Genomic DNA, 20,569 nt, shown 5'->3' on the forward strand with positions numbered 1-20,569 from the left:
CCCCCCGCTTTCTTACGCCGCGCGGACGGATGCCAGGAAATCCTGGACTTCCCGGCTCAGGCGTTCGGCGTTTTGCGACAGCTGACCTGCGGAGTCGAGCACCTTGCCCGCGGCGTTTCCAGTCGCCTCGGCGCTCTGCGTCACGCTGCCGATGTTGCCGCTGACCTGTTGCGTGCCTTGAGCCGCCTGCTGGACATTGCGGGAGATTTCCCTGGTGGCGCTTCCCTGCTCCTCGACCGCCGAGGAGATGGTGGTGGAGATCCCCTGAATCTGCTCGATGATGTTGGAGATGCTCTGGATGGCGGCGACAGTGTTGCGGGTCTCCTCCTGAACGGCGGCGATCTGCTGGCTGATGTCCTCGGTGGCGCGGGCCGTCTGGTTGGCCAGGCTCTTGACCTCGCTGGCGACGACGGCGAAGCCTTTGCCGGCCTCCCCCGCACGGGCCGCCTCGATGGTTGCGTTCAGAGCCAGCAGGTTGGTCTGGCCGGCGATGTCGTTGATCAGGCTCACCACCTCGCCGATGCGGTCGGCCGCCGCCGTCAGCTTGCGCACCAGTTCGTTGGTGTTGGCAGCCTCGACCGACGCCGTGTTGGCGACGCGGGCGGATTCGGCAACCTGCCGGGCGATCTCGCCGATCGAGGAGGACAGCTCCTCGGTGGCGGCGGCGACGGTCTGGACATTGGCCGAGGTCTGCTCGGCGGCAGCGGCGACGGTGGAGGCGGCGGCCGTCGATTCGTCGGCCACCAACGACATCGTCTGCGCGGTGCTCTGCAACTCACCCGACGACGACGAGACCGCCGTTACCATGCCCATGACCTTCTGCTCGAAATTATCGGCCATCCGGTTCATGGCACGCTTCTGCTCCTCGGCGGCCTGGGCCTTCTGGGCCTCCTGCTCCTGGCGCAGCCGCTCGACCTCCAGGGCGTTGGTCTTGAACACCTCGACCGTGCGGGCCATCGCGCCGATCTCGTCATGGCGGGCGGTGCCCGGCACCTCGGCGGCCAGATCGTTGCCGGCCAGCCGCTCCATCACCCCGCGCAGGGCATTGACCGGCCCGGTGATGCCGCGCCCGATCAGCCACGCGGTCAACGCGCCGAGCAACGTGCCGACCAAGCCGGCGACGATCGCGGCAGAGGAGGCCCAATCGATGCGGCTGTTGATGTCCTTCGCCGTGTCGGTATTGAGACGCTCGACAAAGGCGCTGGCCGCGTTGTTGGCTTCGGCATAGCGCTTGGCGCCGGCATTCACCTCGGCGATGGCCTTCTGATACTCCGGCGAGGCGCCATCGACGCCCTTGGCCTTCAGGTCGTTGAAGCTGCGGGCCTTCGCCTCGAAATCGACGACCGAGTCCTCGAACGCCTTGACCAGCCTGTGCCCCTCGTCGGTGACGAGCATGTTCTGAACGACCTGCAACTGGGCGCGGGCCTGGGCGAACGCCTCGTCACGGCTCTTAAGATAGCCGGCGTCGCCGGTGGCCGCATAGCTCCAGGCCATGACGCGCCCCTGCCTGACGCTTAGGTAGGAGTCCTTCATGCCGATCACGACCGCGGATCGCTTCTGCGACAACGCGGCATAGTCCCCAAGACTCTCGAACTGGGACATTGCGAAAGCCGCGAGGGCGATGATCAAGGCAACCAGAAGCCCAAACCCCACCATCAGACGAGCGGAGATGTTCAACCTAGCAAGCACCGTTCTTCTCCACGTTCAGAGAGCTTGTCATTCTTCGCGTCAGGCCAAGGGAAACCAAAGTCACCGACGGTCTCTATCCGCATCTGCAAGTTGGAAGCGCTGGAAATGCCGGCTCTTGCAGAGCGCGTACACTGTGCCGGAAATATATTAATGTACGGATAAGCGCGAAAGCTCCTGCCACGTTCATAATGCAATGCTGCAATAAATTTGAGTCCATCTCGTTTGATATAAAATTACAAATTTTCCAGCCGCGCTTTTGAAGGATAACAACCGTTCCAATCATTATAGTTCCGTGTCTTAATGATTTTAAAGTCGACTTTCCAAAATTCTTCTTTCAGCAAGACAGTCCACTGCTCCGGACCAATACGAACGGGACCATCGCCCGCTCGCCAAAGGCATGGCCTCCCGAACGGCATGACGGGAAGACCGGAAAGGTCCGCGTCGGCACATCTCCGCCGGACTGGAGCTGGTCCCGGCAACCCGTTTCAGGCCGGGATTTGGGGCCATCGCGATGCCTTGCTCCGCTGAAGATCGATGACCGGGGGCTTTGCCCGCGATCTCTACCCGCTCCCACTATGACCCGATGAGCGCAAGCTCCGGATCGCTCCACTGCCGGCCACGCAGGAACGCAGCAGCCTCCTCGATCGGAACGGGCCTGCCCACCAGATAACCCTGCAAGAGATCGCAGCCGTTGGCTTTCAGGAATTGGCACTGCTCTTCGGTCTCCACGCCCTCGGCGATGGTTTCGAGCTTCAGGCCACGCGCCAACAGGATGATGGTTTCCACCAAGCGTGCCGCCGCTTCGCTGCTGCCGGCATCAACGATGAAGGAGCGGTCGATCTTAAGCGTGTGGAACGGGTAGCGTAGCAGGTAGCTCAGCGACGAATAGCCCGTGCCGAAATCGTCGATGGACAGTCGGACGCCGAGACCGCACAGCGCGCTCAAGGTGTTGGCGATCTCCGGAGCCTCATCCATGATCACGCCCTCGGTGATCTCCAGCTCCAGCCGTTCCGGCGGCAGGCCGCTCGCCGCCAGCGCCCGAGTCACCGCCTCCCTGAAGCACGGGACGCGCAGCTGGCGCGGCGACACGTTCACCGCAATGCGCGGAGCACAGCCGGGCACCGTCAGAATCGAAGCCGCCTCGCGCGCGGCGGTGTCGATCACCCAGTCACCGATCTCGCCGATCAGGCCGATCTCCTCGGCAACAGCGATGAACTGGCCCGGTAGGATCAGGCTGCCGTCAGGCTGGCGCCAGCGCAGCAGGGCTTCGAAGGCGACCGGCGTTCCGGTGTCCGTCGCCACGACGGGCTGGTAATGCAGCAGGAATTCGCCGCGCTGAGCGGCACCGCGCAACCTGTTCTCCAGGGACAGGCGGCGCTGCACCCGTTCGTTGATTTCGGCGGTGTAGAACTCATAGCGGCTGCGCCCCTGCTCCTTCGCCCGGTACAGGGCGAGGTCGGCGTTGCGCATCAGCTCCGGCCCGTCGGCCCCATCGGTCGGGTAGAGGGCGATGCCGATGCTGGCGGTCGCGAAATGGTCGTGGCCGTTGATCGAGAAGGGACTGGAGAAGGCCCTCACCACCCGTTCGGCCACCTCGCGGGCGGCCACGTTGCTGGCGATGCACGGCAGTATGACGAGGAACTCGTCGCCGCCCATGCGCGCCAGGGTGTCGCCCTGTCGGATGGACGACCTGAGACGTTGCGCAGCCTCGCACAGCAATGCGTCGCCGGCCTCGTGGCCGAGGGTGTCGTTCACGTTCTTGAAATGGTCGAGGTCGATGAACAGCAGCGCGCTCGGCACCCTGTTGCGGCGGGAGTTCGCAATGGCCTGTTCCAGACGGTCGCGTGTCAGGAGCCGGTTGGCCAGACCGGTGAGCTCGTCATAATGGGCCTGCCGGTACAGTTGCTCCTCGAAAGTCTGGCGCAGGGCGATGTCGCGTTCCAGGGCCTCGTTGGCACCGGCCAGCTCGCGGTTGGCGGCGTAGAGATCGCCGGACATGTCGTTGATCGAGCGCACCAGCTGATCGAGTTCGTCGGGATGCTCCCGTTTCGGACGGTCCAGGGTCAGCAGGGGCGGGGCCGCCCGGACATCATGCTGCCGCAGATAGTCGGCCATCGCCATCAGATGGCGCGTCACGAGGCGGTGGAATATGAAGAGGATGAAGGCCGAAACCAGGAACGTCTTGATCGCCTGGCTGACCAGGATCACCTCCGCCGTTTCGAGCAGGCGGCCATAGACACCGGTCAGGGTTGCTTCCACCCGCAGGACGCCGATCACCTGCGGTCCGTTCATGGTCATGCGCGTCAGCGGCATCTCCGCCGCCAGGACGGATTGGACCTGAGGCTGGCCAAGCGTCACCACCAACGGCTTCCTGCCGCCCGCGACGATCTCCCGAACCTCCGCCATCCGGATGTCGGGCAGGCGCATGATGCCGTCAAGCACCAGATACAACTGGTCGCTGTCGAATTGCCACAGACTGCCGCCAAGGCTCGGAACGGTGCTGAGTTCGATATCGCGGAAGCGGGCGTGGATGCCTTCCACCTCGCGGCGGAAATCGAAATAGAGCTGCACCAGTGTCGAAACCAAGGTGACGAGGGAGCTGAACAGCACGATCGACGCCAGCACGCGCATGGCGATCCCGGCGCGCAACGGCGTCGAACTGGTACGATCCCCCTGCGCCGCAGCGACCTGCTCCGCTCCCTCCACCATGAACGATCCCCGTTTGCGCCCTGGATCAAGGGTACTCCAAGCGGAAGGACGGGGGAATAAGGGGCAAGACTGATTCGATCAGGCCGTCGGCAGACCTGATGTCAAACAAGAGTCAGAGATTCACTGCCGAGCGGAACTCGAAGCTTCGACGGAATCAATACAGACGGATTTTTACAGGTTGCTTGTGCTGACAATCGACTTTTTAGACATAATGGAAAATTCTGAAGGCACAGCTTGAGAAAGTCGCAACTCACAAAAATCCGATCAACCTCCGGGCGCATACACCGCCAGCAGCGCCGACAGAGTGACGACGCTCAGCACCGTCGACACCAGGATCGCCGAAGACGTGCGCTCCACATAGGTCTGGTACTGGGTCGCCACCACGAAAGTCAGGGCGCCGGTCGGCAGGGCCGCCAGGATCACCGCACTGCCGCTCCAGAAGGGGTCCATCGGAAACAGGGTCTGCGTCAGTGCCCAGGCCAGCGCCGGGTGGACCAGCAGCTTCAGCGCGCTGATCCACCCCGCTTCCGCCAGCCCGGCGGTCAGCCGCTGCGAAGCCAGGAACAGGCCGATGGCGAAGAGCGCGCAGGGTCCCGCGGGGGAGCCCATCAATTCGCAGAATGTGGCGATCGGCTTCGGCACCGCCACGCCGGGCAGCAGCGCCGACCAGGCGAGCCCGGCGGCGGTGGACAGGATCAGCGGGTTCTTCGCCAGCGCCCGGCCGACGTCGCGCAGGGCCTTGCCCAGCCCGCTGCCGTGGCTGTTGGCAAACTCCATCCAGATCACGGCGATGCCGACCATGATGGCGCTCATGATGACGGTCGCCAGGATGGTGGGGGCGAGACGGTCCGGACCGAAGGCGGCCAGGAACAGCGGAATTCCCATGTAGCCGGTGTTGGAGAAGGCGGAGTTCAGCCCCTGCATGCACTGGATCTGCGTGCGCTCCCGATAGACGAGACGACCGATAACCGCCCCCAGCACGTACACCAGCAGCATCGACCCCAGAAAGGCGCCGATGAAAGGACCGTTGAAGATTTCAGGGATCGACCGTCTGGCGGTGCCCAGGAACAGCACCGGCGGCAGCGCCATCCAATAGACGAACTTGTTCAGCGCCTCCGACGAGGCGGCCCCCAGCAGCTTCGACTTCCCGGACAGGAAACCGGCCAGGATGATGGCGAATACGGGAAAAGCGACATTGAGGACGACGTTCATGGTGCGCGACAATAGGCAACGCCAACCGTCGCGTCGAGCGGCCGACTCCTCCGCTCCCGGCATGGCACCCTTGACGCGGCACCGGCGGCGTTCGAGATTGCCGACCTTACACGCGACCACTCCCCAAGGGAGACCGCCCCATGAGAAAGCCGACCGATTCCATGATCGACCACCACAGCGCACTCATCTACGTCATGGTCCTGGTGTCCGCCTGCGACGGCGACATGACCGACCTTGAACTGGAAGCCATCGGCGAGAATGTGCGTTACCTGCCGATCTTCAAGGATTACAGCGGCGATCAGGTGATGGCCGCTACCCGCGAATGCACCGCCATGCTGTCCGACAATGACGGGTTGGACACCGTGCTGACCATCATCGAACAGGCGCTGCCGTCCAAGCTGCGCGAGACCGCCTATGCGGTGGCCTGCGACATCGCCGCCGCCGATCCCAAGGCCTCGCAGGAGGAACTGCGCATGCTGGAGTTGATCCGCCACCGGTTGGGGGTCGACCGGCTGTGCGCCGCCGCCATCGAACGCGGCGCCCGCGCCCGTCATATGCGCCTGTGACTTTGTCCAATTTCCGTGAAAGCCTCGACATGACCGAAGACACCATCCGCCCCGACCTCGCCGGCCAGCGCATCGGCTTCATCGGGCTTGGCCTGATGGGCAAGCCGATGGCCCGTGCGCTCGCCCGTGCCGGCGCGGAGCTGGTGGTGACCAGCCGCAGCCCCGGCCCGGTCGCCGAACTGGCGGCGGAGGGCATGATCGCCGCCACCGGCTCCGCCGCCGTCGCCGGACAGGCCGAGACCGTCATCCTGATGCTGACCGACACCAAGGCGGTCGAAACGGTGGCCGAGGCGCTGCTGCCGGGCTTGCGTCCCGGCCATCTGGTGATCGACATGGGCACCACCGCCGTTGCCGCCACCCGCGCGCTGGCGGAGCGCGTCGCCGCCGCCGGGGCGGAGTGGCTCGACGCCCCGGTTTCCGGCGGAACCGTGGCGGCCGAGGCCGCCGTCCTCACCATCATGGCTGGCGGCACAGACGCCGCCTTCGCCCGCGCCCTGCCGGTGTTGCAGGCGATGGGCCGGCGCATCACCCATGTCGGGGCCAGCGGTGCCGGCCAGATCGCCAAATCCGCCAATCAGGTCATCGTCGCCCTGACCATCGGCGCGGTGGCGGAGGCGCTGGCGCTCGCCAAAGCGGCTGGTGCCGATCCGGCGAAGGTGCGCGACGCCATCCGCGGCGGCTTCGCCGAATCCCGCATCCTCGACCTGCATGGCGGCCGCATGGTCAGCGGCGATTTCACCCCCGGCGGCCGCGTCACCACCCAGGTCAAGGATTTGCGGCAGGCGGAGGAGCTGGCCCAGCAGTCCGGCATCGACCTGCCGACGCTCGGCCTGTCGCTGGAGCTGTTCGAGATGCTGGTCGAACAGGGCGACGGCGCGCTGGACCATTCCGCCCTCTACCGCCTGTTCGCCCGCTGATGCCGCAACCCGCAAGGGCCGGTCACCCGCGAATAGTCCTTTAGTATGAAGGGCAAAACTTAAGGGCTGACCCTGATTGCCGCTCTCTTGGGCATAACCGCATAGTCACTGAAGATGTGACGATTCAGTGACAGCGGAAACGGAGACGGCGAATGACGATAACCCTGCGGGCCACCTTGATCGGGGCTCTCGTCATTCTGGGAGGCATGCTCGGGCTCGAAGCCCTGAACTCCATGACGGCCCTGCGGTCGGCGAATGAGCGGATGAAATCGGTCTATGAGGACCGCGTCGTGCCCTTGCGCGATCTCAAGATCATTTCTGATGCCTATGCCGTCCTGATCGTCGATACGTCCCACAAGCTGAGGTCAGGCGCACTGTCCTGGCCGGACGGCGCCGCTTCGCTGCGCAAGGCCCAGGCGACGGTGCAGGAGCGTTGGACCGCCTATACCGCCACCAGCCTGACCGCGAATGAGGCGAGGTTGGTGACTCTGGCCCGTTCGGCAATGGACGGGGCCGACGCCGCGGTGGCAACCCTGCTGCGGATTCTCGATGCCCAGGACAAGGCGGCACTCGACCGTTTCGTCGTCCAGGATCTCTATCGGAACATCGATCCGGTGACCGATAAGGTGAGCGCCTTGATCGACCTTCAGGTCACGGTCGCCGACGACGACTTCAAGGATTCCCAGCAGCTCTATCTGCAGGAAACCTGGCAGTCCTGGCTTCTGCTGGCCATCGCGGCGGTGCTGCTAGCCACCGGTATCGGAGTCGTGGTTCGTCGTGTCATCTCCCCGCTCCGGCAGATGACCGAGGAGATGGATCGCTTGGCCGCGGGCGACGTGTCGGTCACGGTGGCGGCGGCCGGACGCCGGGACGAGATCGGCCAGATGGGCCGCGCCGTCGCTGTCTTCAAGGACAATGCCATCGCCAAGCAGCGCATGGAGGCCGAGCAGGAGCAGGCGAAGAAAGCCGTCGAGGTCGAACGACGCCGCATGATGGCCGAACTGGCCGATCGGTTCGAGCTGGCGGTGCAGGGCGTGGTCGCGCAGGTGGGATCGGCCGCCGGACGGCTGACCGCCAACGCGCAGTCGCTGTCGGGACTGGCGGAACAAAGCCGCACCCAGGCCGCCGCGGCGGCGGGCGCCAGCGAGCAAACCTCCGCCAACGTGCAGACCGTCGCCGCCTCGGCCGAGGAGATGGCCGCCTCCATCGGCGAGATCACCCGGCAGGTCGGCAACACCGCCGACGTCGCCCGCCATGCCGCCGAACGGGCCGGCCGCACCGACGCCACCATCCGCCAGTTGGCCAACCACGCCAAGGCGATCGGCGACGTCGTACAACTGATCAACGCCATCGCCAGCCAGACCAACCTGCTGGCCCTCAATGCGACCATCGAGGCGGCGCGGGCCGGCGAAGCGGGCAAAGGCTTCGCTGTCGTGGCCGGCGAGGTGAAGAGCCTCGCCACCCAGACCGCCAGGGCGACCGAGGAGATCGCCAGCCAGATCGGCAACATGCAGGGGGTCACCGGCGAGGCGGTGGAAGCCATCGCCGAGATCGGCCGGACCATCGACGACATCAACCGCATCGCCGCCTCCGTCGCCGCCTCCATCGAACAGCAGGACGCGGCCGCGCGAGAGATCGCCCGCAACGTCCAGCAGGCTGCGGTGGGGACGGAGGAAATTTCCTCCAACATCGTGTTGGTGCGCCATGCGGCCGACGACACCGGTGTCGCCGCCCAGGACGTGCTGGGTGCTGCGCAGACGCTGTCGAACGATGCCGACCGGCTGTCAGGGGAGGTCGAGCGTTTCATACGGCAGGTGCGGGCCGCCTGATCGGCGGCACGACTCCGGCCACCAATCCCTTCCGTTGCGGCAAAGCCCCGCTTTCCGCAAGTTTCTTGTCAAAACGGTTGAGGATAAGCGCCGCATCGTCCATTCTCCCGGCTTTCCACAGGGTGGCAAAGCACTGCCAACCCCTTTGTCCCACAGGTCAGGCGGCGATGACGGGCGAGCGCATCTATCTCTACGACACCACGCTCCGCGACGGGGCGCAGACCCAGGATGTGGATTTCTCGGTCGCCGACAAGATCGCGATTGCCAAGGATCTGGACCGGCTGGGCATCGACTATGTCGAAGGCGGCTGGCCGGGCGCCAACCCGACCGACGACCAGTTCTTCGCCGAGGCGCCGGAACTGACGCGCGCCATTTTCACCGCCTTCGGCATGACCCGCCGCCCCGGCCGCAGCGCCGCCAACGACCCGCAGTTGACGGCGCTGGCGCAGTCGCGCGCCAAGGCGGTCTGCATGGTCGGCAAGAGCTGGGACTTCCATGTCGATGTCGCGTTGAACATCCCGCGCGAGGAGAATCTCGACCTGATCCGCGACAGCATCGCAGCACTGCACGCCGCCAAGGGCGAGGCGCTGTTCGACGCGGAGCATTTCTTCGACGGCTACAAGCGCAACCCGGCTTATGCCGTGTCCTGCATCAGGGCGGCGTTCGAGGCCGGCGCGCGCTGGATCGTGCTGTGCGACACCAACGGCGGCACCCTGCCGCACGAGGTCGATGCCATCATCCGCGAGGTGGTGGAGACGCACGGCATCCCCGGCGATCGCCTGGGCATCCACTGCCACAACGACACCGAGAATGCGGTGGCCAATTCGCTGGCCGCGGTGCGGGCTGGCGCGCGCATGGTCCAGGGCACCATCAACGGGCTGGGCGAGCGCTGCGGCAACGCCAACCTCGTCTCGCTGATCCCGACGCTGATGCTGAAGATGGGCTACGAGACCGGCATCCGGCGCGAGGATCTGCATCTCCTGACCCAGCTGAGCCGCGCCTTCGACGACCGGCTGAACCGCGCGCCCAACCGCCACGCCCCTTACGTCGGCGCCAGCGCCTTCGCCCACAAGGGCGGGCTGCATGTCTCGGCGGTGGAGAAGGACCCGTCCTCCTACGAGCATGTCACCCCGGATGCCGTCGGCAACCGCCGCCAGATCGTCATGTCCGACCAGGCCGGCCGCTCCAACCTGATCGTGCGGCTGCGCGACATCGGCATGGCGGTGGATGCGAAGGACGAGCGCCTTGCCGGCCTGCTCGATCTGGTGAAGCAGCGCGACAGCGACGGCTACGCCTACGACACCGCGGAGGCCAGCTTCGAGCTTCTGGTCCGGCGCGAACTGGGCGAGGTGCCGCGCTTCTTCGAACTGCTGCGCTTCCACGTCACCGACGAGCGCCGCTACAACGCGGTCGGCAAGCTGGTGGTGGAATCGGAGGCGGTGGTGCGCGTGCGCGTCGGCGACGCCGTGCGGATGGAGGTGGCCGATGGCAACGGCCCGGTGCATGCGCTCGACGTCGCCATGCGCAAGGCGCTGGAACCGGCCTATCCGGCGCTCGCCAAGGTCAGCCTGTCCGACTACCGGGTCCGCATCCTGGCGGCCAAGGACGGCACAGGCGCCATGCCGCGCGTGCTGATCCGCAGCGCGCGGACCGACGGTGCCGAATGGTCGACGCTGGGCGTGTCCACCAACATCATCGAAGCCTCGATGGAAGCGCTGGTGGACAGCTACACCTACGCCCTGATGAAGAGCGACGCGACTCCGGTGTAAGGGCCGGTCTGAGGGCCGGTCTGAGGGCCGGTCTGGGAGCCGGCAGCCCCCAGTCCCCTTCTCCAGGCCCATCCAGACCGGCTTACGCCGTTGCCCGCGCGATGGCGGCGATCGTCTCGGCATGCAGGTCGGCCGTCGCGGCGGCCACCACGCGCCCATCCGATTCCATGGTCAGGGGTTTGCCCTCCCAATCGGTGATGACGCCGCCGGCCCCTTCGATCACGGGCTGCATCGCCAGATAATCGTAGGGCTGAAGCCCGGCTTCGATCACGAGATCGATATGGCCGGAGGCCACCAGCCCATAGATGTAGCAGTCGCCGCCGAAGCGCCGTGTCCGCGCCTGCCGGCTTACCGTTTCGAACACCCGCAGCCCCGCCTCGTCGAAGGCATCGGGCGAGGTCGTGTAGACCGTCGCATCCGCCAGCCGACGGCAATCGCGGGTGCGGCAGGACTGCTCTTGCCCACCACCGTCGGTATAGAGCGTCGGGGCGCCCGCCCGCCCCGTCCAGCGCTCGCCCAGCACCGGCATGTCGATGACCCCGACCGCCGGCACGCCCCGCTCCAACACCGCCAGCAGCGTGCCGTAGACCGGCCAGCCACTGATGAAGCTGCGCGTGCCGTCGATGGGATCGATCACCCAGACGATCTCCGACTCCGTCCGGTCGCGCCCATGCTCCTCCCCGAAGATTCCGTGGTCCGGAAAGCGTTCCGCGATGCGGCGGCGCAGGGCGGTCTCCACCTCGCGATCGGCGACCGTCACCGGGCTGTCGTCCGGTTTGGTGTCGATGGCGACCGGGGTACGGAACCAGCGGCGGGACAGTCCGCGCGCCTCGTCCGCCAGGATGGCGGCGAATCCGGCCAGTTCCAGCCTTCCCTCCGCCATGGTCGTCGGATCCCTCATGATCTGGCTCATCGTATGCCTTGTTTTTATGCTGCTGCGTAAATGCACGCCATCTGTGCAATCATGGTAGACACAAACGCACAGAAGTGCAAACTTCCACTTAAATCCACGGCGAACAAAGCTTCGCCACCGGCCAGCGGCCGGGGAACGGCATCCGGAACAGAGGGGATTGGCGATGGTAGAATTTGCTGGGATCGAGTTCTGTGGGAAGTCGTTGGCGGCCGGGACGTTCCTGATCGCAGCGGCGGCGATGCCGGCCATGGCCCAGGCCGGAAGCGTGACGGTCTACACGGCGCTGGAAGAGGATGAGATCGCCGATTACGTGGCGGCGGCGAAGAAGGATCTGCCGGACATCGACCTGAAGGTGCTCCGCCTGTCCACCGGCGATCTCGGCGCCCGCATGCTGGCGGAGGCCGCCAATCCGCAGCATGACGTGATCTGGGGCTGGGCCGTCACCAACATGCTGGATCCGCGGGTGATGGCGCTGGTGGAACCCTATGCCGCCAAGGGTGGGGACGCGCTGCCGGCGGCCTACAAGGATGCCGGCGGGCGCTGGTTCGCCGCCACCGGCTACATGGCGGCCTTCTGCGTCAACACCGAACTGCTGAAGGCGAAGAACCTGCCGGTTCCCGCCTCCTGGAAGGACCTCGCCAACCCGGTCTACAAGGGCGAGGTGGTGATGCCGAACCCGGTGTCGTCGGGCACCGGCTACCTCCAGATCGCCGCGATCCTGCAAGGCCAGGGCAACGAGAAGGGCTGGCAGTTCCTGAAGACGCTCGACGGAAACGTCGCCCAATACATCAAGTCCGGCTCCAAACCCTGCAAGTCGGCCCGCTCGGGCGAATACGCCATCGGCACCTCTCTCGCCTTCGCCGCCATCAAGTCGGTGGAGGAGGGCTTCCCGATCAAGATGGTCATTCCGACCGACGGCGCCGGCTATGAGCTGGAGGCGTCGGCCCTGATGAAGACCTCGAAGAACAAGACCGACGCCAAGCGCTTCCTCGACTGGACCCTGTCGCCGGCAGCCGCGACGCTCTACACCAAATACAAGGAGATCGTGACGATCCCCGGCGCCCCGGTCGCCAAGGCGGCTCAGGAGGCCGGCCTGCCGGCCGATCTCCAGAAGGTGCTCTACCCGATGGACTTCGCCAAATCCGCGACGGAACGCGACGCCATCCTCCAGACCTGGCAGGGCAGCATCGGCCGGTAAGGCCGGCGGCGTCCGCGTCCCCCGCTTCCGGCCTTTCCGTCGGGATGCGGGGGCACCGGCGCCTTTTTTTTCCCCGCGTCCCGCCCCTCTCCCTTTCCCGTTCCAGATGGCCGCGCCATGGATTTGCAGATCAAGAATCTCCTGAAGACCTTCGACGGCTTCGTCGCTCTCGACCGCATCACCCTGAACGTGGAGGAACGGGAATTCGTCTGCCTGCTGGGGCCGAGCGGTTGCGGCAAGACGACCCTGCTGCGCATCATCGCCGGGCTGATGCCCTATGACGCCGGCGAGCTGCTGATGGGCGGACGGGACCTGGGCGCCATCCCGGCACGCGACCGTGGCTTCGGCATCGTCTTCCAGTCCTATTCACTGTTCCCCAACATGACGGTGGCGCAGAACATCGGCTACGGCCTGAAAATCCGCAAGGCGCCGCGCGACCGCATCGCGGCGCGGGTCGGCGAGCTTCTCGACCTCATCAAGCTGCCGAAGGTCGCCGACCGCTACCCGTGGCAACTGTCCGGCGGACAGCAGCAGCGGGTGGCGCTCGCCCGCGCGCTGGCCGTCGATCCGTCGCTGATCCTGCTGGACGAGCCACTGTCGGCACTGGACGCCCGCGTGCGCGCCGACCTGCGGACGGAGATCCGCGACGTGCAGCGCCGGCTCGGCATTCCCACCATCATGGTCACCCACGACCAGGAGGAGGCGCTGACGCTGGCCGACAAGGTGGTCTGCATGAACCACGGCCTGATCGAGCAGGTGGGCACGCCGCAGGACCTGTATCTGCGCCCGCGCACCCGCTTCGTCGCCGACTTCATGGGCAGCAGCAACCTGCTGCCGACGGCCTGGGTGCGCGAGACGATGCCCCACCTGATGCCCGGCCGCCCGGACGGCGCGGAAAGCGCCTTCGAGGCCTGCGTGCGGCCGGAACGGATCGCCGTCACCCCCGCACCGGATGCCGAAGGGCGGGTAATCGACCTGACCTTCCTCGGCAACATCCGCCGGCTGCGCCTGTCCTGGCGGGGCCGGGAACTGCTGGCCGAAACCAACCGGGATCCGGGGGTGGAGCCGGGTGCGGCGGTCGATGTCTCGGTGGCGGCCGACGCCTGCGCCTGGGTGCGGGCATGACGGCCCCGTCCCTGACCCTGACGGACAAGGCCCGCCCCCGCCGCGCCAGCCGCCCTTTGGACGAACGATTGCTGTTCGGCGCCTGCGTGCTGGTGCCGGTGGTGGCGCTGGTCCTGTTCTTCCTGCTGCCGCTGGCCACCATCGTCTGGCGCAGTTTCACCGAAGAGGCCGGCGGCATCGGCGTCGCCAATTACCTGGCCTTGTTCCGCACGCCGGGCATCCTGCGCGCGACCGGCAACAGCCTGCTGGTCGGCACGGCGACAACAGCGGTCTGCCTCGTGCTGGGCTTCGCGGTCGCCTATGCGGCGCAGCGCACGCGCGTTTCCGGCAAACGTTTCGTCGCGGCGGCCCTGTCGCTGCCGCTGCTGGCGCCCTCGCTGGTGCTCGGCCTCGGCCTGATCTTCCTGCTGGGACGCAACGGGCTGGTCAGCAACCTGCTGGGCATCCGGCTGAACATCTACGGCTTTCCGGGGCTGCTGATCGCCAACGTGCTCTACGCGCTGCCGCAGGCGGTGCTGATCATCCAGGCGGCGCTGCGCCAGTCGGACGCCCGCTATTACGACGCGGCGGAGGTGATGGGGGCGACGCGGCTGCAGCAATTCCTCGGCATCACTCTGCCCAACGTCAGGTTCGGCCTGCTCAGCGCCGGCTTCGTGGTCTTCACCGTGACCATCACCGACTTCGGCAATGCCGTGACCATCGGCGGCGATTTCTCCGTGCTGGCGACCGAGATCTACAATCAGGTCACCGGCCAGATGAAATTCGGCATCGGCGCCGCGGTGGGCATCCTGCTGCTGCTGCCCACCGGCATCGCCGTCTACATCGAGCGGGTCGCCGCCCAGCGCCAGTTCGGCACCGCCTCGGAAAGCGCGCTGCCGCCGGTCCCCGACCGCCTGCCGATGCGCGACATCCCGCTGTTCCTCGTCACCATGACGCTGGCCCTGTCGATCACTGCGGTGGTGGCGACGGTGGTCTTCGCCAGCGTCGTCCGGCTCTGGCCCTACCGGCTCGACTTCACCACGAAACATTATTCGATCACGCTCAGCGGCGGTTACGATCCGCTGTGGACCTCGCTCGGCGTGTCGGCGGCGACGGCGGGGATCGGCACCGTGCTGCTGTTCGCCCTGGTGCTCGGCCTGCGGCGGATGCCGCCCGGACTAGCGAAGGCGGTCTATCTGCTGGCCGTGCTGCCGGTCGGCGTGCCGGGGCTGGTGCTGGGCCTGTCCTACATCTTCGCCTTCAACCTTGCGGGAACGCCGCTGCACATGCTGTATGGAACGGCGCTTCTGCTGGCGCTGTGCAATTTCTACCACTACCACACGCAGGGCTTCCTCACGATGGTCACCGGAATGCGCGCCGTGCCGGCGGCGCTGGAGGAAGCAGCGGGCTGCCTGGGCGGCGGCGTCCTGCGGGTGCTGGGCGACGTGGTGGTGCCGGTGATGATCCCCACCCTGCTGTCGGTCTTCTTCTTCCTGTTCATGCGCTCCATGGTCACGCTGTCGGCGATCATCTTCCTTGTCTCGCCCTCCACCAACCTCGCCGCGGTGACGGTGATGCGGCTGGACGAGGCGGGGTTCGTGTCGCAGGCGGCGGCCTTCTCCACCTGCATCATGGCGGCCGTGGCGGCGGCGGCGCTGGCCATGCGCGGCGCCCTGGCGCTCGCCGGCCGGCGGAAGGCGGCCTGACCGATGCTCCAGGAGGAACGCCACCAGCGGATCCGCGCCCTTCTGGCGGCGGCGCACCGGATCTCCACCGACCGGATCGCCGGGGATCTCGGCGTGTCGCGCGAGACGGTGCGGCGCGACATCATGGAGCTGGAAGCGCGCGGCGAGTTGCGCCGCGTCCATGGCGGGGTCGTCGCCCTGGGTCCGGAGCCGGAACCGCCCATCGCCGTGCGCAGCCAGGTCCGCCAGAAGGAAAAGCGGGCCATCGCCAAGGCGGCGGCCCGTCTGGTCGCGCCGGGCCAGACCCTGTTCCTCGATTTCGGCAGCACGGTGTCGGCCCTGGCCGAGGAACTGGCGAGCCTGCCCGGCCTGACCGTGATCACCAACTCCTTCGACGTGGCGCAGATCGTCGCCAACCAGAACCGCAGCCGGGCGGTTCTGCTCGGCGGCCGGGTGGACGAGGGGATCCCCGCGACCTTCGGCGAAGGCACCATCGCCGAAATCCACCGCTACCGTGCCGACATGGCGCTGCTGTCGCCGGTGGCGCTGCACCCGCGCTACGGCGCCACCAGCTTCGACCCGCGCGAGGCGGAGGTGGCCCGCGCCATGGTCGGCAACGCCGGCCGCGCGGTGATCCTGGCCGACCACAGCAAGATCGGCCAGACCAGCCGGGTCAGCTTCTGCCCGGTCGGCGGCATCGACACGCTGGTCACCGACGGCCGGTCCCGCGAGTTGCCGGAACTGGCCGCCCTGGCCGCGGCGGTGCCGGATGTCATCTTCGGTTGAACGGCGTTACCGGCCGAACGGACGGGCGAATGCGGCATCTTCCCACCATGGCGATGTTCTGTTAGCTAGAGCGGTTTCTCGGGGCGCTCGCATTCACGCGGGGCCGGCTCCGGTCATCAGCGCCCGTATTGCCGCGGGTCCGCTCTCGGAGGATCATCACCATGCTCTGGCTCGCCGCCTATATCGGCAGCATTCTTGCCATCAACTTCGCCTTCAGCCTGTATCCGCACCTGGATCTGGTCTGGTCCTGCTGGGCCGGCCTGATCTTCATCCTGCGCGACATGGTGCAGGTGCGCTTCGGCCATTGGGCGCTCGCCGCCATGCTGGGCGGCACCGTGCTGTCCTATCTGCTGACCGATCCCTTCGTCGCCACCGCCAGCGTCGTCGCCTTCGCCGTGTCGGAGATGATCGACTGGGCAGTCTTCACCATCACCCGCCGTCCGCTCCGCGACCGGCTGTGGATCAGCGCCGCCCTGTCCGTGCCGGTCGACACCGCCATCTTCTTCGGCATGCTGGACGTCTGGGACCCCGCCGTCTGGGCCGCCAGCTTCGCCTCGAAGCTGCTGGGCGTCTCGGCGGTCTGGCTGCTGATGCGCGCGCGCGACGGGCGGATGGCAGTCGCGGCTTAAAGCAAGCCCCAGGTTCCGCTGCCCTCTCCCTCCCCGGTCAGGCCGCCGAGGGGGAGGGCGGCGCGCACCCTCAGAACCTCTTCACGAACCGGTTGAACAGCCGCCCCAGCGGTCCGGTCATCCGCAGCCCGCCAATGGTGGTGGCGAGGCACAGGCAGCCTTCCGGGTCGGACACCGGGCGATGGACCAGCGACGGGTCGCCGATGGCGATGTCGCCGGGCAGGAAGGCGCCGAACTCGTCGGAGAAGCCGCCCTCCAGCACCACGGTCAGTTCGATGCCGCCATGGGTGTGCTTCGGCACGCCGACCCCGCCCTTCATGCGGATCAGCCGGGTGGTCCCCTCCGGACCGGACAGCAGATCCAGGCTGCGCATGCCCGGTTGCAGGAACCGCCAGCCGCCCTCTCCGATCCGCCCGTCACGGTCCAGCCGTCCGCGCAGATAGCTGCGCAAGGGTTCCGGATAGCGCGACCGCTCCGCCGACGGCCTCAAAGCGGGACGGCAAGGCGCCGGCCGTTCATGGTCCAGGCGGGCCATCAACGCTTCCAGGCAGCCGGCGGACAGCGGTTCCGGCTCCAGATCGTCGAGCAGGGCGCCGCCGATCGCCTCCATCTCCGTCACCGCATGGCGGCAGGCCGGGCAGAAGGCCATGTGAGTGGCGACGGCCAGCGACGCGCCCTCGCACAGGGCGCCGCCGGCATAATCGATCAGCAGGGTGTCGCCGGGGTGGTGACTCGGCCGGTTCATCGGAAATGCCTCATCCGACATCCTTCAGCGACCGGCGCAGGCGTTCCATCGCCAGACGCAGGCGCGATTTGACGGTGCCGAGCGGGATGCCGTGCTCCGCGGAAATGACGCTGTGCGGCTTGTCCTCGAAGTAAGCCATACGCAGAAGTTCGGCCTGCTCCGGCGGCAGATCCTTCAATGCGGCGCGCAGGCGCCCACTGCTTTCCTTCGCCTCGATCCGGCGGTCGGCGGCCTCCTCCGGTTCGGGCACCAGGGCGGGATCGTCGGGGTCGATCTCCGGCCGCTGTTCGCGGCGCAACACATCGATTCGCTTGTTGCGGGCGATGGTGAACACCCAGGTTCCGGCCGAGGCGTGGATCGGATCATAGGTTTCGGCACGACGCCAGACCAACAGCATGACCTCCTGAACAAGCTCTTCCGCCGCACCGGAATCGCATCCCAACCGACGCAGATACGTCTTCAGCCGCGGCGCGAAGTGGCCGAACAGCACCCCGAAGGCTTGGCGGTTCCGCTCGCGCCCGACGGCGACGAGCAGGTCTTCCAGGCTGGGGTTCATGTCGGCCGCGGGGGTGTGCTGGTCCTGCATAGGCCCATTCAAGGGGAACATCGGCCGCCGCACAAGCCAGGGATGGCACCCATTCCCGGAATTCGCGGCAGTCTGCCCATTTTCAAGGCCCCTGCGTCAATCCTGCATCCCGCGAGCTTTCACGCCGGACTGCCCTCACGCCGGACTGTATGTCGCATCGTGACCTTCGATACGCAACCGCCCGACCGTTGGATCACGAAAAAACCCGCCCCGCGGCATTTTGTTCGGATTTGCCGAAGAGTTTGGTCAGACTCTATCTGATAAAGCCCATGGCACGCAGGGCCTCCGTCACCTCCGGCGTCTCCAGCGCCTCGACGAAGCGACGGACGGCGGGTCGGTCGCGGCGGGCGGCGGGGATGACGAAGTCGTAATGCTCCTCCTGCAACGGCAGGAAGCCCAGCCCATAGAGGTTGGCCGCGGTTTCGATGGCGACGCCCCAGTCGGCGCGGTTCTGCGCCACCGCGACGGCGACGGCATTGTGCGACTTGGCCTGTGTCCAATAGCCGGTCGGCCGCACCGCCCCCAGCAGCCGGTCGGTCAGGATGCGGGTGCCGCTGCCGGCGTTGCGGTTGATCAGGATGCAGTCGGCCGACCCGGCAACCGCGGCGACCGCCTCCGCCGCCGTCCGGCCCTCGAAGCGCGGGTCGCCGCGTCGGAAGACGATGCCCTGCATGCGGCGATAGCCGGTGGCAAGTTCCAGCCCCGGCGCCAGGAAGGGCGTGTTGTAGGTACCGGTGACGGGATCCATCAGGTGGACGGGGGCGAGGTCGCACTCCCCGCGCCGCGCCGCCGCCAGCCCGCCCATCGAGCCGACATTCAGCGCCTTGACCGTCATCCCCTCGCCGATCAGGCGGCCGAGCACGGCGTTCAGGCCGATGCACTGGCTGCCGACCACGATCAGGTCGGCGGGCGTCAGTGAACGGCCGAGAAGCTGGACCGATACCGGTGTGCCGGCTTCCACCGCCTCCGCCTGGGCGTCGATGGCGAGGAAGCCGTCGGCATGGCTGAACGCGGTGACCGCGCCCGATCCCTTGGACAGCGGATAGGCCGCCAGTTGGTCCTCGCTGGCACCATGGACCAGCGAGACCATGACATATTCGGTGCGCCCGCGCTCCGACCCCAGCCGCACCGGCAGGGTGGCCGGCACCTCTTCGGCAAGCGCCGGCGGCAGGCCGGCCATGGCGCGGATCACCGGGGCGACGAAGCCGTGGAAGGTGAACATGGCGGAGGTCGGGAAACCCGGCAGGATCACCACCGGCTTACCGCCGGTCACCGCGAGGCACAGCGGCTTGCCCGGCTTCAGCGCCACGCCATGGGCGACGATGCCGGGGTCGGACAGTTGCGCGACGATGCGGTGGGAGCGGTCACCCGCTCCCTTCGACGTGCCGCCCGACAGCAGCAGCGCGTCGCACTCCAGTCCTCGGGCGACCAGCCGCTCCAATGCCGCGTCCTCGTCCGGGGCGATGCCCAGCGGCACCGGTTCGCCACCCAGTTCGGTAACCGCGGCGGCCAGGATGGCGCCGTTGCTGTCATAAACCGCCCCGGTGCGGATCGGCTGGCCGGGCGCCACGATCTCGTCGCCGGTGGACAGGATGGCGACGCGCGGCCGGCGGACCACCGGCACCTCGGCCAACCCGATGGCGGCGAGCACGCCGATCTCTCGCGAGGTCAGGGCCTGTCCCCGGCGCAGCACCACCTCGCCCCGGCCGATGTCGGACCCTGCTGCGGCAATGAAGGCACCGGGCGTCGCCGGACGGGTCAGGCTGACGGACAGACCGTCCGGCCGCTCCACCACCTCGGTCGTCTCCACCATCACCACGGCGTCGGCGCCGCGGGGCAGCATGCCGCCGGTGGCGATCACCGTGGCTGTGCCAGGCTCCACCGTCAGTTCGGGAGCATGGCCGGCGGCCAGCACCTCGTCGTTCAGGCGCAGGGCGACCGGGCGATCCTCCGCAGCACCCACCGTGTCGGCGGACAGCACCGCGAAACCGTCAACCACCGAGCGGTCGAAGCCAGGCACATCGACTTCCGCCGCCACGTCGGCGGACAGCACACGGCCGAGAGCGGCGGACAGCGGTACCCGCTCCTCCCCCCGCGGGGACAGGTCGAGATGACGGTGGAAACGGGCGCGCGCCTCCTCGCCGCTCACCACCTCCAGGAACTGGTCCTGGCGGGCGGCCTGGGCGACGAAACGGCGGATGTCCTCACGGCTGCGGTCGGAGCTGTGCACGC

Annotated in this window: 16 protein-coding genes; 9 read left to right on the forward strand and 7 right to left on the reverse strand. The window is 67.2% G+C overall.

Annotated elements, in window-relative coordinates; genetic code table 11:
* Positions 1-12: 12 nt before the first annotated feature.
* From J2848_RS27535 to J2848_RS27545, 3 genes are all read right to left on the reverse strand, one after another.
* Complete coding sequence (locus J2848_RS27535) at positions 13-1,566, reverse strand: methyl-accepting chemotaxis protein (protein ID WP_246193639.1); 1,554 nt, start codon at positions 1,564-1,566, stop codon at positions 13-15.
* 696 nt (positions 1,567-2,262) lie between these two features.
* Positions 2,263-4,398, reverse strand: a complete 2,136-nt coding sequence (locus tag J2848_RS27540; protein WP_149229659.1) for a putative bifunctional diguanylate cyclase/phosphodiesterase — start codon at positions 4,396-4,398, stop codon at positions 2,263-2,265.
* Between the two features lie 264 nt (positions 4,399-4,662).
* Positions 4,663-5,610: an AEC family transporter gene (locus J2848_RS27545; RefSeq protein ID WP_149229658.1), complete on the reverse strand. Its 948-nt coding sequence runs from the start codon at positions 5,608-5,610 to the stop codon at positions 4,663-4,665.
* Positions 5,611-5,750: 140 nt separating this feature from the next.
* Here J2848_RS27545 and J2848_RS27550 point away from each other — a divergent pair, with 140 nt between their 5' ends.
* The 4 genes from J2848_RS27550 (at position 5,751) to cimA (ending at position 10,691) form a co-directional block, all read left to right on the forward strand.
* On the forward strand, positions 5,751-6,176 hold the full coding sequence (locus J2848_RS27550) for a tellurite resistance TerB family protein (protein ID WP_098739139.1): 426 nt from the start codon (positions 5,751-5,753) through the stop codon (positions 6,174-6,176).
* A gap of 29 nt (positions 6,177-6,205) precedes the next feature.
* The gene (locus J2848_RS27555; protein ID WP_149229657.1) at positions 6,206-7,093 is read left to right on the forward strand and encodes an NAD(P)-dependent oxidoreductase; all 888 of its coding nucleotides are present in this window, start codon (positions 6,206-6,208) and stop codon (positions 7,091-7,093) included.
* Positions 7,094-7,245: 152 nt separating this feature from the next.
* Positions 7,246-8,922, forward strand: coding sequence for a methyl-accepting chemotaxis protein (locus J2848_RS27560; RefSeq protein WP_149229656.1), 1,677 nt, complete (start codon positions 7,246-7,248; stop codon positions 8,920-8,922).
* A 167-nt stretch (positions 8,923-9,089) separates the two neighbouring features.
* Entirely contained in the window at positions 9,090-10,691 is a 1,602-nt protein-coding gene (cimA, locus tag J2848_RS27565; RefSeq protein WP_149229655.1) for a citramalate synthase, read from the forward strand.
* An 82-nt stretch (positions 10,692-10,773) separates the two neighbouring features.
* On the opposite strand, the gene hisN is transcribed toward cimA, so the two are convergent.
* Entirely contained in the window at positions 10,774-11,592 is an 819-nt protein-coding gene (gene hisN, locus J2848_RS27570) for a histidinol-phosphatase (RefSeq protein WP_149229654.1), read from the reverse strand.
* Positions 11,593-11,767: 175 nt separating this feature from the next.
* On the opposite strand from hisN, the gene J2848_RS27575 reads away from it, so the two are divergent.
* The 5 genes from J2848_RS27575 to J2848_RS27595 all read left to right on the forward strand — a co-directional run bounded on the left by J2848_RS27575 (position 11,768) and on the right by J2848_RS27595 (position 17,006).
* Positions 11,768-12,802: an ABC transporter substrate-binding protein gene (locus tag J2848_RS27575; protein ID WP_211103048.1), complete on the forward strand. Its 1,035-nt coding sequence runs from the start codon at positions 11,768-11,770 to the stop codon at positions 12,800-12,802.
* Between the two features lie 117 nt (positions 12,803-12,919).
* Positions 12,920-13,927, forward strand: a complete 1,008-nt coding sequence (locus J2848_RS27580) for an ABC transporter ATP-binding protein (RefSeq protein WP_149229653.1) — start codon at positions 12,920-12,922, stop codon at positions 13,925-13,927.
* Positions 13,924-15,612 carry an ABC transporter permease subunit gene (locus J2848_RS27585; protein WP_149229652.1) on the forward strand — a complete coding sequence of 563 codons (1,689 nt, stop codon included), beginning with the start codon at positions 13,924-13,926 and terminating at the stop codon, positions 15,610-15,612. Before J2848_RS27580 ends, J2848_RS27585 begins: the two co-directional genes overlap by 4 nt.
* A 3-nt stretch (positions 15,613-15,615) precedes the next feature.
* The gene (locus J2848_RS27590) at positions 15,616-16,377 is read left to right on the forward strand and encodes a DeoR/GlpR family DNA-binding transcription regulator (RefSeq protein ID WP_149229651.1); all 762 of its coding nucleotides are present in this window, start codon (positions 15,616-15,618) and stop codon (positions 16,375-16,377) included.
* A gap of 161 nt (positions 16,378-16,538) precedes the next feature.
* Entirely contained in the window at positions 16,539-17,006 is a 468-nt protein-coding gene (locus J2848_RS27595) for a preQ0 transporter (RefSeq protein ID WP_109443161.1), read from the forward strand.
* A gap of 70 nt (positions 17,007-17,076) precedes the next feature.
* Here J2848_RS27595 and J2848_RS27600 read toward each other — a convergent pair whose 3' ends face one another.
* The 3 genes from J2848_RS27600 to J2848_RS27610 form a co-directional block, all read right to left on the reverse strand.
* The gene (locus tag J2848_RS27600; protein WP_246193638.1) at positions 17,077-17,751 is read right to left on the reverse strand and encodes a ChrR family anti-sigma-E factor; all 675 of its coding nucleotides are present in this window, start codon (positions 17,749-17,751) and stop codon (positions 17,077-17,079) included.
* A gap of 10 nt (positions 17,752-17,761) precedes the next feature.
* A complete protein-coding gene (locus tag J2848_RS27605) occupies positions 17,762-18,337 on the reverse strand; it encodes a sigma-70 family RNA polymerase sigma factor (RefSeq protein WP_149229649.1) in 576 nt (191 codons plus the stop codon).
* Positions 18,338-18,590: 253 nt separating this feature from the next.
* The gene (locus J2848_RS27610; RefSeq protein WP_149229648.1) at positions 18,591-20,567 is read right to left on the reverse strand and encodes a molybdopterin biosynthesis protein; all 1,977 of its coding nucleotides are present in this window, start codon (positions 20,565-20,567) and stop codon (positions 18,591-18,593) included.
* Between the last annotated feature and the right edge of the window lie 2 nt (positions 20,568-20,569).

This window comes from Azospirillum lipoferum (assembly GCF_024170005.1).
Lineage (GTDB): Bacteria > Pseudomonadota > Alphaproteobacteria > Azospirillales > Azospirillaceae > Azospirillum > Azospirillum lipoferum.